This is a genomic window from Nocardioides marmorisolisilvae (genome assembly GCF_003725775.1).
Lineage (GTDB): Bacteria > Actinomycetota > Actinomycetes > Propionibacteriales > Nocardioidaceae > Marmoricola > Marmoricola marmorisolisilvae.
In genome coordinates this window covers 52,837-66,466 of record NZ_RJSG01000005.1, presented here as the reverse complement: position 1 = coordinate 66,466, position 13,630 = coordinate 52,837, and the positions used below count along the sequence as shown (strand labels likewise).

General features: G+C 70.7%; 15 protein-coding genes and 1 pseudogene. 11 read left to right on the top strand and 5 right to left on the bottom strand.

The window, feature by feature from the left end; translation table 11 throughout:
* The first annotated feature begins 11 nt into the window (after nt 1-11).
* Nucleotides 12-797, top strand: a complete 786-nt coding sequence (locus EFL95_RS17850; RefSeq protein ID WP_123235464.1) for a DUF3027 domain-containing protein — start codon at nt 12-14, stop codon at nt 795-797.
* On the opposite strand, the gene EFL95_RS17845 is transcribed toward EFL95_RS17850, so the two are convergent.
* Nucleotides 794-1,075 carry a DUF2530 domain-containing protein gene (locus tag EFL95_RS17845; RefSeq protein ID WP_246005032.1) on the bottom strand — a complete coding sequence of 94 codons (282 nt, stop codon included), beginning with the start codon at nt 1,073-1,075 and terminating at the stop codon, nt 794-796. The genes EFL95_RS17850 and EFL95_RS17845 overlap by 4 nt on opposite strands.
* Before the next feature lie 77 nt (nt 1,076-1,152).
* Between EFL95_RS17845 and EFL95_RS17840 the strand changes: the two genes are divergently transcribed.
* From EFL95_RS17840 to EFL95_RS20160, 7 genes and pseudogenes are all read left to right on the top strand, one after another.
* A complete protein-coding gene (locus tag EFL95_RS17840) occupies nt 1,153-2,571 on the top strand; it encodes an NCS2 family permease (RefSeq protein ID WP_246005031.1) in 1,419 nt (472 codons plus the stop codon).
* Nucleotides 2,572-2,685: 114 nt separating this feature from the next.
* Nucleotides 2,686-3,135, top strand: a complete 450-nt coding sequence (locus tag EFL95_RS17835; RefSeq protein WP_183407255.1) for a MarR family winged helix-turn-helix transcriptional regulator — start codon at nt 2,686-2,688, stop codon at nt 3,133-3,135.
* Complete coding sequence (locus EFL95_RS17830; RefSeq protein WP_123235463.1) at nt 3,132-4,421, top strand: MFS transporter; 1,290 nt, start codon at nt 3,132-3,134, stop codon at nt 4,419-4,421. The genes EFL95_RS17835 and EFL95_RS17830 overlap by 4 nt, the downstream gene beginning before the upstream one ends.
* A gap of 82 nt (nt 4,422-4,503) precedes the next feature.
* Entirely contained in the window at nt 4,504-5,691 is a 1,188-nt protein-coding gene (locus tag EFL95_RS17825) for a class I SAM-dependent methyltransferase (RefSeq protein ID WP_123235462.1), read from the top strand.
* Nucleotides 5,688-6,587, top strand: coding sequence for a hypothetical protein (locus EFL95_RS17820; protein ID WP_123235461.1), 900 nt, complete (start codon nt 5,688-5,690; stop codon nt 6,585-6,587). The genes EFL95_RS17825 and EFL95_RS17820 overlap by 4 nt, the downstream gene beginning before the upstream one ends.
* The gene (locus EFL95_RS17815; protein ID WP_123235491.1) at nt 6,584-7,084 is read left to right on the top strand and encodes an O-acetyl-ADP-ribose deacetylase; all 501 of its coding nucleotides are present in this window, start codon (nt 6,584-6,586) and stop codon (nt 7,082-7,084) included. Before EFL95_RS17820 ends, EFL95_RS17815 begins: the two co-directional genes overlap by 4 nt.
* Before the next feature lie 415 nt (nt 7,085-7,499).
* Nucleotides 7,500-7,716, top strand: a pseudogene (locus EFL95_RS20160) (CatB-related O-acetyltransferase); the annotation flags it as partial.
* 205 nt (nt 7,717-7,921) lie between these two features.
* Here the strand turns inward: EFL95_RS20160 and EFL95_RS17805 are convergent.
* Together EFL95_RS17805 and serC are read right to left on the bottom strand one after the other, a co-directional pair.
* Complete coding sequence (locus EFL95_RS17805; protein ID WP_123235460.1) at nt 7,922-8,548, bottom strand: serine O-acetyltransferase; 627 nt, start codon at nt 8,546-8,548, stop codon at nt 7,922-7,924.
* A 19-nt stretch (nt 8,549-8,567) separates the two neighbouring features.
* On the bottom strand, nt 8,568-9,689 hold the full coding sequence (serC, locus tag EFL95_RS17800; RefSeq protein ID WP_123235459.1) for a phosphoserine transaminase: 1,122 nt from the start codon (nt 9,687-9,689) through the stop codon (nt 8,568-8,570).
* 95 nt (nt 9,690-9,784) lie between these two features.
* Here serC and EFL95_RS17795 point away from each other — a divergent pair, with 95 nt between their 5' ends.
* A complete protein-coding gene (locus EFL95_RS17795) occupies nt 9,785-10,264 on the top strand; it encodes a GNAT family N-acetyltransferase (RefSeq protein WP_221176497.1) in 480 nt (159 codons plus the stop codon).
* Here the strand turns inward: EFL95_RS17795 and EFL95_RS17790 are convergent.
* Nucleotides 10,261-11,040 carry an isocitrate lyase/PEP mutase family protein gene (locus EFL95_RS17790; RefSeq protein WP_123235458.1) on the bottom strand — a complete coding sequence of 260 codons (780 nt, stop codon included), beginning with the start codon at nt 11,038-11,040 and terminating at the stop codon, nt 10,261-10,263. The two genes, EFL95_RS17795 and EFL95_RS17790, sit on opposite strands and share 4 nt — an antisense overlap.
* Before the next feature lie 36 nt (nt 11,041-11,076).
* Between EFL95_RS17790 and EFL95_RS17785 the strand changes: the two genes are divergently transcribed.
* Both EFL95_RS17785 and EFL95_RS17780 read left to right on the top strand, forming a co-directional pair.
* Nucleotides 11,077-11,697, top strand: coding sequence for a DedA family protein (locus EFL95_RS17785; RefSeq protein WP_183407254.1), 621 nt, complete (start codon nt 11,077-11,079; stop codon nt 11,695-11,697).
* Nucleotides 11,698-11,701: 4 nt separating this feature from the next.
* Nucleotides 11,702-12,358 (top strand): DedA family protein, encoded by a 657-nt coding sequence (locus EFL95_RS17780; protein ID WP_221176496.1) that lies wholly within the window; start codon nt 11,702-11,704, stop codon nt 12,356-12,358.
* Nucleotides 12,359-12,447: 89 nt separating this feature from the next.
* On the opposite strand, the gene EFL95_RS17775 is transcribed toward EFL95_RS17780, so the two are convergent.
* On the bottom strand, nt 12,448-13,554 hold the full coding sequence (locus EFL95_RS17775; RefSeq protein WP_123235457.1) for a citrate synthase 2: 1,107 nt from the start codon (nt 13,552-13,554) through the stop codon (nt 12,448-12,450).
* Nucleotides 13,555-13,630: the final 76 nt, after the last annotated feature.

Below are 13,630 nucleotides of genomic sequence, written 5' to 3'. Positions count from 1 at the left end.
ATCGCCCGGTGATGACGACCGACGACGTTGCCGTGGCCGCAGTGGACGCTGCCCGAGCCGCCCTGCTGGAGCAGGTCGGCGAGTCCGTCGTCGGCGAGCACCTCGAGGCGGTCGCCGAGGACGCGGGGGTCGTCACCCACTACTTCGGCTGCACGCAGACCGGCTACCCGGGCTGGCGCTGGGCCGTCACCGTCGCGCACGCCGACGGCCAGGACGCGGTCACCGTCGACGAGGTCGTGCTGCTTCCCGGCGCCGACGCGATCATCGCCCCGGCCTGGGTGCCGTGGCGCGAGCGGATCAAGCCGGGCGACCTCTCGCCGGGCGACCTGCTGCCGACCGACGAGGACGACCCGCGCCTCGTCCCGACCTACCTGTCCGGCGACCCGGGCGACGACGTCGTGGACGACGCCCCCGAGATCACCCTGGCCGACCGCCAGCAGCTGAAGATCGTGGCCGACGAGCTCGGCCTGGGTCGGGCCCGGGTGCTGTCCCTGGAGGGACGCGACTCGGCGGCCCAGCGCTGGTACGACGGCGAGCAGGGCCCGAACGTGCCGCTCGCGCAGTCGGCTCCGGCGCAGTGCGGGACCTGCGGCTTCCTGGTCCGCCTGGCCAGCCCCCTCTCGACCGGCTTCGGCGTGTGCGCGAACGAGTTCGCCAACGACGACGGCCGGGTGGTGGCCCTCAAGCACGGGTGCGGTGCCCACTCCGAGGCCCAGCTGCGCAAGCGCCAGCTGCCGCCGCCGCTGCCGGACCCGGTGTTCGACACCGTCTCCCGCGGCGACCTCGAGGACTTCTAAATCTCTTCGGACTGCTCCTGGCGGGCGTTCTTGCGCCGCCTGCAGTAGTCCCAGCCGACGAGGCCGAGTCCGAAGCCCGCGACGCAGGTCCACAGCCACCACAGGTGGCCGTCCTCGCGCAGGCGGCCGGAGAACGGCAGCAGCATCAGGAACGCCAGTCCCCACAGGACCGTGCCGACCGCGAGCGTGCGAACGCCGTCGACGTCGAGGGGGTCGACGTCGGCCACGATGTAGGTCCGGCCGCGGATCTCGTGGACCACGGGCTGCTCGTCAGGCACGGCGCCACTCTAACTGTCCGGAATCGCCGGGTCGCAGATGCGGGGGCTCACGCGCTCAGCCTGAGAAAATCCTGAACGTGGACACCTTCTTCAAGATCACAGAGCGCGGCTCCACGGTAGGCCGGGAGATCCGCGGAGGCATCGTCACGTTCTTCACGATGAGCTACATCATCGTGCTGAACCCCCTCATCCTCGGGTTCGCAGCCGACCACGACGGCAAGTTCCTGGGTGGCGGCGACGGCACCGGCGGCAACCTCGCGACCATCGCGGCGGCGACGGCGCTGGTCGCCGGCGTCATCACGATCCTCATGGGCGTGGTCGCGAACTACCCGCTGGCGCTGGCCACCGGCCTCGGCCTGAACGCCTTCCTCGCCTTCTCGATCGCCTCCAAGATGACCTGGGCAGATGCCATGGGCCTGATCGTGATCGAAGGTGTGATCATCCTGGTCCTGGTGCTCACCGGGTTCCGAGAAGCCGTCTTCCACGCCGTACCGGCGCCGCTCAAGATCGCGATCTCGGTCGGCATCGGCCTCTTCATCACGTTCATCGGCTTCTTCGACGCCGGTTTCACCCGCCCCGGCTCCGGTACTCCGGTCCAGCTCGGCCCGACCGGGGAGCTCGCCGGCTGGCCGGTGCTGGTCTTCGTCATCGGACTGCTGCTCGTGATCGCGCTGTGGGTCCGGAAGGTCAAGGGCGCGATCCTCATCTCGATCATCGCCACCACGATCCTGGCGATCATCGTCGAGTCGATCGGCGACTTCGGGGGCAAGTCCGACAAGAACCCGCTCGGCTGGAGCCTCGTCACGCCGAAGTGGCCGGACAAGGTCTTCGACACCCCGCACTTCCACACCATCGGGCACTTCAACCTGCTCGACTCGTGGGGCGACGCCGGCACGGTCACGGTGATCCTGCTGATCTTCACCCTGATGCTGGCCGACTTCTTCGACACCATGGGCACGATGACCGCCATCGGCGCCGAGGCCGGCCTGCTCGACGAGGACGGCACCCCGCCGAACACCCAGAAGATCCTGATCGTCGACTCCCTGGCTGCGGTCGCCGGTGGCGCCGCGGGCGTCTCCTCGAACACCTCCTACATCGAGTCGGCCTCCGGCGTCGGTGAGGGTGCTCGCACCGGACTCGCGTCGGTGGTCACGGGCGTGCTGTTCCTGGCGGCGATCTTCTTCGCCCCGCTGGTGCAGATCATCCCGAGCGAAGCCGCGGTGCCGGCCCTGGTCCTGGTGGGCTTCCTGATGATGCAGCAGGTCAAGGGCATCGACTGGGACGACCTGGAGATCGCCATCCCCGCGTTCCTCACGATCGTGCTGATGCCGTTCACCTACTCGATCACCGTGGGCATCGGCGCCGGGTTCATCACCTACGTGCTGATCAAGGCGGTCCGCGGCAAGCTCGGCGAGGTGCACCAGCTGCTCTGGATCATCTCCGCGCTGTTCGTCGTGTACTTCGCGATCGACCCGCTCACCCGCTGGCTCACCTAAACCTCGACCCGGCACAAACTCGAGGCCTCAAAGCACCGACTCGGCGCTTTGGGGCCTTCGAGTTTTGCCGGGTCGACGAAATATTTAGTTGCGCTAACTAGTTAGAGTAACGACATGCCGACCATCGAATCCGCCACGCGCACCGACACCGGGCTGGCCAGCCAGCTCCGGGTGTCCCTCGTCCGGCTGACGCGCAGGCTCCGCAACGAGCGGGAACCGAGCAACGAGCTGAGCACCGCCGCGATCAGCGTCCTCGGCGTGCTGATCCGCGAGGGCGACCTGACTATCGGCCAGCTCGCCGCCCACGAGCGGGTGCAACCCCCGTCGATGACGCGCACCGTGGCGGCGCTGACCGCCGACGGCTACGTCCAGCGCCGCGCGTCGGCGGACGACGGCCGGTCGGTGATCGTGGCGCTCTCCGACAAGGGCCGGGACACGCTCCTGGCCGACCGCCGCCGGCGCGACGCCTGGCTCGCCCAGCAGCTGCGCACCCTGACCCCGGACGAACGCGACCTGCTCCGCAAGGTCGTCCCGATCATCGAAAGACTGGCGAACGCTTCTTGAGTCCCACGTTCCGCGCGCTACGCATCCGCAACTACCGGCTCTACGCCGTCGGTGGCGTGGTGTCGAACACGGGCACCTGGATGCAGCGGGTCGCCCAGGACTGGCTGGTGCTGGTCCTGCACCACGGCAGCGCGGCCGATGCCAGCGCCGCGCTGGGCGTCACCACCGGACTCCAGTTCCTGCCGATCCTGCTCTTCTCCGCGTACGCCGGCCTGGTGGCCGACCGGATGCCCAAGCGCCGGCTGCTCCAGCTGACCCAGGCCTGGATGGGACTGGTCGCCGTCGCGCTCGCCGCCCTGGCGCTCACCGGCGTCGTCGAGTCCTGGATGGTCTTCGTCTGCGCCTTCCTGTTCGGCCTCGGCGCCGCGTTCGACGCCCCGGCCCGCCAGTCCTTCGTCAGCGAGATGGTCGGTCCCGACGACCTGACCAACGCCGTCGGCCTCAACTCGGCCTCCTTCAACCTGGCCCGCGTCGTCGGGCCGGCGCTCTCCGGCTTCCTGATCGCGCTGCTCGGCTCGGGCGAGCGGGCCACCGGTGTGGTGATCCTGGCCAACGGCCTGAGCTACCTCGCCGTGATCAGCGCGCTGCGGCTGATGCGGGAGAGCGAGCTGTCGCCCGTCCCGCGGGCACCGCGCGGCAAGGGCATGGTGCGCGACGGCATCCGCTACGTGCGCAGCCGCCCGGATCTGAAGATGGTGCTGATGGCGGGGTTCTTCGCCGGCACCTTCGGCATGAACTTCCAGATGACCTCGGCCCTGATGGCGACCCAGGTCTTCCACAAGGGCTCGGGCGAGTACGGACTGCTCGGCTCGACCCTGGCGCTGGGCTCGCTGACCGCCGCGCTGCTCGGCGCACGCCGGGTCGGCAAGCCGCGCCCGCACTGGGTGATCGGTGCCGGGCTCGCCTTCGGGACGATCGAGATCGGGCTGGGCCTGATGCCGACGTACCTGGCGTTCGCGCTGTGCACCCCGCTGCTGGGGCTGAGCCTGCTCACCATGCTGAACTCCGCGAACACCACGGTGCAGCTCAGCACCGACCCGTCGATGCGCGGCCGGGTGATGGCGCTCTACATGATGCTGGTGATGGGCGGGACCCCGATCGGGGCGCCGATCGTCGGCTGGGTCGGGGCGACCTTCGGGGCCCGCTGGACACTGATCGGCGGCGGCGCGATGTCGGTCTTCGGCGTGCTGCTCGCCGCGGCGCTCTTCGGCGGCGGGACCAGTCCGGCGCGCTGGCGGCGGCTGACCTCGGCCGACGCGGAGCCCGCTAGTACTCTCGCTGCGTGAACCCCCGCTACCGACGACTGGTGATCACCGGCGCACTTGCAGGCCTGATCCTGATCGTCGTGGTCGCGAAGCTGCTGCACTGATGCCGGTCCCACTGGCCGAGGCGCTCGACAAGGTCCGCAACCTCGTCGAGGACGACGAGCAGCTGATCCGGGCGGTCGCCGCCGGCCGCCGCAAGGGCCACCAGCCCGCCTGGCGCCGCGCAGAGCTGCGCTACGTCGACCTCAAGGCCGGCCGGCACCTGCAGATCACCCGGTACGACGACACCCAGGCGCACGTCTCCAACCACCCGGCCGGTGCGCTCGACGACGCGCTCGGCGCCCTGCTCGCCGAACCGTTCGGCAACTGGCACGTGGAGACGGCCACCGAGACCCTCCAGGTGCGGGTCACCAAGAGCGGCGAGGCCGCGATCAGCGTTCAGGCCGGTCCGGGCAGCGTCCCGGACCGGGCGCACGACCGCGCCAAGCAGCGGCTGCTGCCCGAGGACTCCCCGGTGCTGCGCGCACTCGGGATCAGCGACGCCCAGGGCCGGGTGAAGCCGAGCCGCCAGGCGAAGTATCGCCAGGTCGAGGAGTTCCTGCGCGAGCTCGCGGCCACCGTCGAGGACGCGCTGGCCTCGGGGCGCATCGCGCCCACGGCGGACCGTCCGCTCCAGGTCGTCGACCTCGGCTGCGGGAACGCCTACCTCACCTTCGCCGCGCACGCCTGGCTCGCCGGTGAGCGCGGCCTGCCGGTCCGGGTCGTCGGCGTGGACGTGAAGCAGCAGTCGCGCGACCACAACACCCAGGTCGCCACCGAGCTCGGCATCGAGGACGAGGTCAGCTTCGAAGTCGGTGGCATCGCCGACGTCGAGCTCGCCACCGCGCCGGACGTGGTGCTGGCCCTGCACGCCTGCGACACCGCCACCGACGACGCGTTGGCCCGGGGTATCGGCTGGGACGCCGCGCTGATCCTGGCCGCGCCCTGCTGCCACCAGGACATCTCCCGCCAGCTGCGCGACAACCCGCCGCCGGTGCCGTACTCGGGACTGACGCGCGACGGGATCCTGCGCGAGCGCACCGCCGACACCCTCACCGACGCCCTGCGCGCCGCCCTGCTGCGCTCGCGCGGCTACCGGGTCGAGGTCGTCGAGTTCGTCGACAGTGCCCACACCCCGCGGAACACCCTGCTCCGGGCCGCGCGCACCGGCGCGGCGGCCGACGACGCGGAGTACGACGAGCTCGCCTCGGCCTGGGGCGTCCACCCGAAGCTGGCGGAGCTGCTCGGGTGAACGCCCTGCTCGTCGTGCTCGCGGTGGCGAGCCGGGTGCTGTTCTCGTTCACCGATCCCGCGATCACCGAGTCCAGCGGCCTGGTCGACCTCGGCTCGCTGATGGTGACGACCAACGACTCCGGCGACGACGCCGTGCTCTACGTGATCGACCCGCGGACGGGCCGCACCGTCGGGAAGACCTTCTACGCGCGCTCGGCCGTGGACGTCGAGGCGCTGGCACCCGCCGGGAAGGACGCGGTCTGGGCCGGGGACATCGGCGACAACACCGAGACGCGGCCGTTCATCGAGGTGCACCGGGTGCCGATCGGCAGGGGCGTCCGGCACGTCGACGTGCCGTCGTACCGGTTGGTCTACCCCGACGGACCGCACGACGCCGAGTCCCTGATCGCGCCCGGCGGTCGGCTCTACGTGATCACCAAGGGCGTGCTCGGCGGCAAGATCTACGTCGCTCCGCGGCCGCTCGACCCGAACAACGTGAACCGGCTGAAGGCCGTCGGCGTGGTCACCGAGTGGGCGACCGATGCGGCGATGCTCGGCAGCAAGCACATCCTGGTGCGCGGCTACGGCAGCGCCGAGGTGCTGACCTACCCCGGCTACCAGAAGGTCGCCGGGTTCGACCTGCCCGGCCAGCAGCAGGGCGAGGGCATCTCGGTCGGTCCGGGTCACCGGGTCCGGCTCAGCTCCGAGGGCGTGCACAGCCCGGTGCTGCAGATCGCGCTGCCGGCCCGGGTGACGGATCTGCTCGAACCGCCGAAGGCCTTGCCGCCCAGGCCGGAAACGCCGGTCCTGGCGAAGGACGACGGCACCAGTCCCGCCGGGCCGTGGGCGTACGGTGCGGGCGCCCTGGTGCTCGCGGGCGTGGCACTGTGGTGGACGAGGAGGCGAGCACGATGAGGATCACCGTCGTCCGTGGCGACATCACCACCCAGCAGGTCGACGCCGTCGTCAACGCCGCGAACGAGCGCATGCGCGGCGGCGGGGGAGTCGACGGCGCCATCCACGCCGCCGGTGGCCCCGCGATCCTCGAGGACTGCATCGCGAGGTTCCCGAACGGCCTCCGCACCGGCGAGGCGGGCTTGACGACGGCGGGAGACCTGCCGGCGCGTTGGGTGATCCACGTGGTCGGCCCGAACCTCAACGCCGGCAACACCGACCGCAGCAAGCTGACCTCCTGCTACTCGGGCGCGCTCGCCGTCGCCGACGAGCTGGGCGCCCGGTCGGTGGCGTTCCCGCTCGTCTCGGCCGGCGTCTACGGGTGGCCGCTGGACGACGCGGTGGCGGCGGCCGTCGACACGCTGGAGGAGACGCCGACCCAGGTCGAGGAGGCCCGGATGGTCGCCTTCGGCGATCGCGCGTACGTCGTGCTGGAGCGTCGGATCAGCGCGCTGTGACGCTGCCCGTCTGAAAGGCGGAATCGGCAACGCCGGTCACCGGGCAACCAGTACCGTCGCGCGCATGGACGCCAGCATGCCCCGACCGAAGCGCACCGGGTTCCGTCGCCGCATCGTCGAGAAGATGAAGGCCAAGGTCCGTTTCTGGGTCGACGGTGCCGAGCTCCTGCACTTCGACGACCCGCGCAACCACCTGACCTGGGACGAGCCGGCGTACGCGACGGTGCGGATGCTGGAGTCGATCCCCGGGCAGGGTGCCTCGGTGCACCTGGGGGCGTACTCGGGCTTCCACTACACGACGACGATCATCACCGGCGGTGAGCACCACCTCGACTGGGTGAGCTTGCTGCACGCGCACGTCGGTGAGGACGGCAACTGGGAGACCCAGGACAACCACGTCATCGACCGCGGCCCGGTCGTGGTCGGTTCGGACGTCTGGGTCGGCTTCGAGGCCGTCATCCTCTCCGGCATCAAGATCGGCCACGGCGCGGCTGTTGCCGCGCGGGCGATGGTCACCAAGGACGTCGAGCCGTACTCGGTCGTCGGCGGCAACCCGGCCAAGCACATCAAGTTCCGGTTCGACGAGCCGACCCGCGAGGCACTGCTCCGGATCGCCTGGTGGGACTGGGAGCAGGCGAAGGTCCGGGCGCACGGCGACCAGATCCACTCGCCGGAGGTCGCCGAGTTCGTGCGGAAGCACGACCCGGATGCGAGCGCCTGCGAGATCTGCGCGAACCCGACCTGGTAACGGTTCGCTTGCTGGTTGAGCCTGTCGAAACCCGGTGAGGTTTCGACAGGCTCACTTCGACAGGCTCAGCACAAGCAACCAGCACAGGCTCAGGCCTCGGGCTTCGGCTCCTTGGCCGGCGGCTCGGCCAGCACCTCCATCGAACCCGGGAGGATGCCGCGGCGCTCGGCCACCTTGCGTGCCGGGACGCCGAAGACGCAGGCGAAGTCGGCCACGTCGGAGAGCACCACCGAGTTGGCGCCGACCTGCGCGTAGTTGCCGATCTCGACCGGCCCGACCAGGACCGCGTTGGCGAGCACGATCGCGCCGTCGCCGATCACCGGGTAGTCGTCCTCACCGGCCGGGGTGTCCGGCTGCTTGACGCCCGCGGTGACCGCACCGCCGAAGGTGACGTTGGCGCCGATCCGCAGGCCGTTGCCGATGACCGTGCCGGCCGGGTGCGGCAGGAAGAAGCCGGGACCGATGTCCATGCCCGGAACGAAGTCGGCGCTGAACAGGTACATGCCGACGCTGCGCCACAGGAACGACCGGCGCACCTTGCCCTTGCGGAACGCCACCTGCTGCTTGCGCAGCACGAAGCAGGCGAACAGGCCCGGGTTGGAGATCCCGCGGGCGAAGAACTTCAGCCAGCCCTTCTCGCCCGGGCGGTAGCGGTCCAGGTCGGAGAACGCGAGCTGCTTGAAGCTCAGACCCTCCGAGGAGGTCACAGTGGCCATGCGGAGAACCTACCGGGGTTCAGAGCTGCTCGACGACGAAGTCGATGCAGGCCGTCAGCGCCTGGATGTCGGCCGGGTCGACCGCCGGGTACATCGCGATCCGCAGCTGGTTGCGCCCCAGCTTGCGGTACGGCTCGGTGTCCACGATCCCGTTCGCGCGCAGCGTCTTGGCGACGTCGTCGGCACTGATCGACTCGTCGAAGTCGATGGTGCCGATCACCAGCGAACGGTTCGCCGGGTCGGTGACGTACGGGGTCGTGTACGCGGTCTTCTCGGCCCAGCCGTAGAGCGCGTCCGAGCTCGCGGTGGTGCGCTCGACCATGCCCTTGAGCCCGCCTTGGCTGTTCATCCAGTCGAGCTGCTCGGCCATCAGGAACAGCGTCGCGACCGACGGGGTGTTGTAGGTCTGGTTGAGCCGGCTGTTGTCGATCGCGGTCTTCAGGTCGAAGAACGGCGGGATGTACCGATCGCTCGCCGCCAGCCGCTCGGCGCGCTCGATCGCGGCCGGCGAGAAGACGCCGAACCAGATGCCGCCGTCCGAGGCGAAGCACTTCTGCGGCGCGAAGTAGTAGACGTCGGTCTCGGTCAGGTCCACCGGCAGGCCGCCCGCGCCCGAGGTCGCGTCGATCAGCACCAGCGAGCCGGCGTCGGCACCGGCCGGCCTGACCACTGGGGCCATCACGGCGGTCGAGGTCTCGTTGTGGGCCCAGCCGTACACGTCGACGCCGGCCTCGGCGACCGCGTCGGGCCGCGAGCCAGGGTCCGAGGCGATGACCGAGGGGGCGTCGAGCCACGGCGCCGCCTTCACCGAGCTGGCGAACTTGCTCGTGAACTCGCCGAACGTCAGGTGCTGCGACTTCTTCTCGATGAGGCCGAACGTGGCGATGTCCCAGAACGCGGTCGCGCCGCCGTTGCCGAGCACCACCTCGTAGCCCTCGGGAAGGTTGAACAGCGCGCCGAGGCCGTCGAGAACGCGGCCGACGGTGTTCTTCACCGGCGCCTGGCGGTGCGAGGTACCCATCAGGGACGTGCCGGTGGCCGCGAGCGAGTCCAGGTGCGAGGTCTGGATCTTCGACGGGCCCGCACCGAAGCGGCCGTCGGCGGGCTTGAGGGTGTCCGGGATCTTGATCGCGTCGTTCACGTCGGTCCTTGAGGTAGAAGGTGAGGCCTGACGACGCTGTCAGGGTCCCTATTGTGTCAGCACACCCCAACGGAGTTAGGGGAAGGGACGAGAAGTTGGACAGCTGGCGGATCGAGCTGCTGCCGATCACCCACCCCGACGCGGCCGCGCTGGTCGAGCAGGTCCAGCTCGAGTACGTCGCCCGCTACGGCAGCCGTGACGAGACCCCGCTCCAGCCCGGCTACTTCGAGCTCCCGGGCGGTTCCTTCTTCGTCGGCTACCTCGACGAGGTGCCGGTCGCGACCGGTGCCTGGCGCCGGCGTACCGACGTGGAGGCGCTGGGTTACGCGGCCTCGGCCGAGATCAAGCGGATGTACGTCGCCCCGGCGGGCCGGCGACGCGGCCTGGCTCGCGCGATGCTCGCCCACCTCGAGCTGACCGCCGCAGCCGCGGGGGCCGAGGTGATGATCCTGGAGACGGGGGCGGCACAACCCGAGGCGCTCGAGCTCTACGCCTCCGCCGGCTACCAGCCGATCCCGGGCTTCGGCTACTACCGGGACTCGCCGCTGAACCGGTGCCTGGCCCGGGTGCTCTAGCCGAACCGCCGCTGGAACTCGCCGTAGGCGATCGCGCCGACCGCGAAGTCGAAGGTGCCGTGGTCGAGCATCTCGCGCGCGAAGGCGTCGACCTGGGTCAGCGCGGCGCGGGTGATGGTGCCGCCGAGGCTGATCCGCGCCACCCCGGCCGCCCGCAGCGTCGCGGCGTCGATCACCGGGTCGGTGAGGCCGGCAACCACGTTGACCGGGGCGCCGATCTCGGCGACGAGGCGGCCGATCTCCGCAGCGTCGCTGATCCCGGGCACGAAGATGCAGTCGGCGCCGGCCTCCAGGAAGCGGTGCGCGCGCTGCACGCTCTCGGCGAACGCGTCGGGGTGCTTGACCATGTACGGGTCGGTGCGGGCGTTCAGCACGAAGGTCCCCGCGGGTGCTGCGGCCCGCGCCGCCTGGACGCGCTCGACCGACTCCTCGACGCTGAACAGCCCGTCCGGTCCGGCGTCCTCGAGGTTGGCGCCGAGCACGCCGATCTCGACCGCCGCCGCGAAGGTGCCGGCCACGTCGCCGTAGCCAGACTCGAGGTCGGCACTCACCGGGCAGTCGACGACCGCGACGATCCGGGCGATCTCCTCGAGCATCTCGTCGCGCGGCATCGAGGCGTCCGGACGGCCGCGGCTGAACGCGATCCCGGCGCTGGTCGTGGCGATGGCGGCGAAGCCGGCCTGCTCGAGGATCCGGGCCGAGCCGCCGTCCCAGGCGTTCGGGAGGATGAAGCCGGCCCCCGGACGGTGCATCTCCAAGAATTCAGCAGCGCGCATGCGTGGCAATGTAGCCCTCGCTGTCAGACTTGGCGCGTGCCCGGTTTCCCCGACCTGACCGCTCTCGAGCCCGGTGTCCTGCTGGCCGCCGCGGCCGGGCTGGTGTTCCTCCAGGCGGCGCTGGTGATCGGCATCTTCATCCCCGGTGGCAAGGCCGCGTTCCTGACCGGGCTGACCGCGAGCCTCGGGCACCTGCCGCTGTGGCTCTCCTACTCCTCGATCGCGGCCGCGATCGTGACCGGCTCCGCGGTCGGTTACCTGATCGGCCGGGCCCAGGGTCCGCGGCTCCTCGGCCACAAGGCGCTGGTCAAGCGCCGGGCGAAGGTCGAGTCGGCCCAGGCGCTGCTGCACCGCCGGGTGCTCGTAGCCATGATCGGCGGCCGCTACGTGGCCGCGCTGCGGGCGATCCTGCCCTCCCTGGCGGGCGCCTCAGGCATCGACCAGCGGCGCTTCCTGGTCGGCAACCTCGTCGGCGGACTCGCCTGGGCGGCCGTCTCGGTCGGGTCCGGGTTCGTGGGTGGCACCTCGCTGCTCGAGCTCTCGAAGAGCAGTCCGGTGACCTGGGGCGCGGTGGGCCTGATCGCGGTCGCGGTGCTCGGTGTCGTCCTGGTGCTGCGGCGTCGTTCAGCGGACGTGCCGGAGCCTCGGGCAGACTAGGCACGTGCTGAGCGGGATCCTCGACAACATCCTCAACCTGGACCCGTTCTGGCTGCTCCTGGTCGCCGGCCTGCTGGTCTTCGCCGAGGACGCCGTGTTCGTCGGCTTCGTGGTCCCGGGCGAGACCGCCGCGGTGCTGGCCGGCGTGGCCGCCGGCGTCGACCACGTCCCGCTCGCGGCGGCGATCATCGTCATCGTGGCGGCCGCGATCATCGGCGACTCGGTCGGCTACGAGGTGGGCAAGGTCTGGCTCGGCCCTGCGCTGGACCGGATGCGCTTCCTCGACAAGCACCGACCCCGGATCGACCAGGCCCAGGACTTCCTGCGGCGGCGCGGGGGAGGGGCGGTGTTCCTCGGCCGGTTCACCGCGTTCTTCCGCGCGATGATGCCCGCGCTGGCCGGAGCCTCCGAGATGCACTACCGGAAGTTCCTGCTCTGGAACGCGCTCGGTGGGATCGTCTGGGGCTCGGTGTTCGTGACCCTCGGCTACCTGGCCGGCAACTCCTACCACCACGTCGAGAAGCTGGTCGGGCGCGGCTTCGCGGGCGGTCTCGCGGTGATCGTGGTGGTCGCCCTGGTGGTGTGGCGGGTGCGTTCGGAGAAGCGGATCGACGACCTCGAGGACGAGGTCGACGAAGCCCTCGGTGACGGGCCGGACTGAGCTGACCCGGCAGAAACTCACCTGGACGAGCAACGACCCGGCAGAAGCTCACGTCAGCGAAGCGTGAGTTTCTGCCGGGTCGGCGTCTGTCAGGAGAGCGCCCACTCCTCGTGGTAGCCCGGGACCTCAGAGGCCTTGCGGCTGGCCGGACCGGTGTAGATCGCCGAGGGGCGGATCAGCCGGCCGGTGCGCTTCTGCTCCAGGATGTGCGCCGACCAGCCCGCCGTACGGGCGCAGGTGAACATCGAGGTGAACATGTGCGGCGGGACCTGCGCGAAGTCCAGGACGATGGCCGCCCAGAACTCGACGTTGGTCTCCAGCACGCGGTCCGGACGGCGCTCGCGGAGCTCGGCCAGCGCGGCCTTCTCCAGCGCCTCGGCGACCTCGTAGCGGGGCGCGTTCAGCTCGCGCGCCGTGCGCCGCAGCACCCGGGCGCGCGGGTCCTCGGCGCGGTAGACGCGGTGGCCGAAGCCCATCAGGCGCTCGCCGTCGTCGAGCAGCTTCTTCACGTACGCCGTGGCGTCGCCGGCCTGCTCGACGTCCTCGATCATGCTCAGCACCCGGGCCGGGGCGCCGCCGTGCAGCGGGCCGGACATCGCGCCGACCGCGCCCGAGAGCGCCGCGCAGGCGTCCGCGCCGGTCGAGGTGATCACCCGGGCGGTGAAGGTGGACGCGTTCATGCCGTGCTCGGCAGCCGAGGACCAGTAGGCGTCGATCGCCTTCACGTGCTGCGGGTCGGGCTCGCCCTGCCAGCGGATCATGAACCGCTCGGCGATCGTGGAAGCCTTGTCGACCTCGCGCTGGGGCACCATCGGCTGGCCGACGCCGCGCGCCGCCTGGCCGACGAAGGACAGCACCATCACCGCGGCGCGGCCGAGGTCCTCGCGGACCTGGACGTCGTCGATGTCGTAGGTCTGCTGGATGCCCCAGGCGGGCGCGAGCATCGCGATCGCGCTCTGCACGTCGACGCGGATGTCACCGGAGTGCACCGGCAGCGGGTACGGCTCGGCCGGCGGCAGGCCGGGGTCGTAGGCGCCGTCGACCAACAGGCCCCAGACCTTCTCGAACGGGATCCGGCCGACGATCTCCTCGATGTCGACGCCGCGGTAGCGGAGGGCGGAGCCTTCCTTGTCCGGCTCGGCGATCTCCGACTCGAAGGCGACGACGCCCTCGAGTCCGTGGTGTACCTCGGTCATCGTGTGAACTCCTTCGTCCTGTCCTGGGTCGTCGCACCGGGTCGCGGCGTCGACGACGTCGTTCGCATTCTGCCGT

Coding starts and splice junctions, on each gene's coding strand:
- EFL95_RS17835 (WP_183407255.1), top strand. CDS start 2,686: ATGCCGACCATCGAATCCGCCACGCGCACCGACACCGGGCTGGCCAGC.
- EFL95_RS17790 (WP_123235458.1), bottom strand. CDS start 11,040: ATGCGCGCTGCTGAATTCTTGGAGATGCACCGTCCGGGGGCCGGCTTC.
- EFL95_RS17850 (WP_123235464.1), top strand. CDS start 12: ATGACGACCGACGACGTTGCCGTGGCCGCAGTGGACGCTGCCCGAGCC.
- EFL95_RS17825 (WP_123235462.1), top strand. CDS start 4,504: ATGCCGGTCCCACTGGCCGAGGCGCTCGACAAGGTCCGCAACCTCGTC.
- EFL95_RS17805 (WP_123235460.1), bottom strand. CDS start 8,548: ATGGCCACTGTGACCTCCTCGGAGGGTCTGAGCTTCAAGCAGCTCGCG.
- EFL95_RS17815 (WP_123235491.1), top strand. CDS start 6,584: ATGAGGATCACCGTCGTCCGTGGCGACATCACCACCCAGCAGGTCGAC.
- EFL95_RS17775 (WP_123235457.1), bottom strand. CDS start 13,554: ATGACCGAGGTACACCACGGACTCGAGGGCGTCGTCGCCTTCGAGTCG.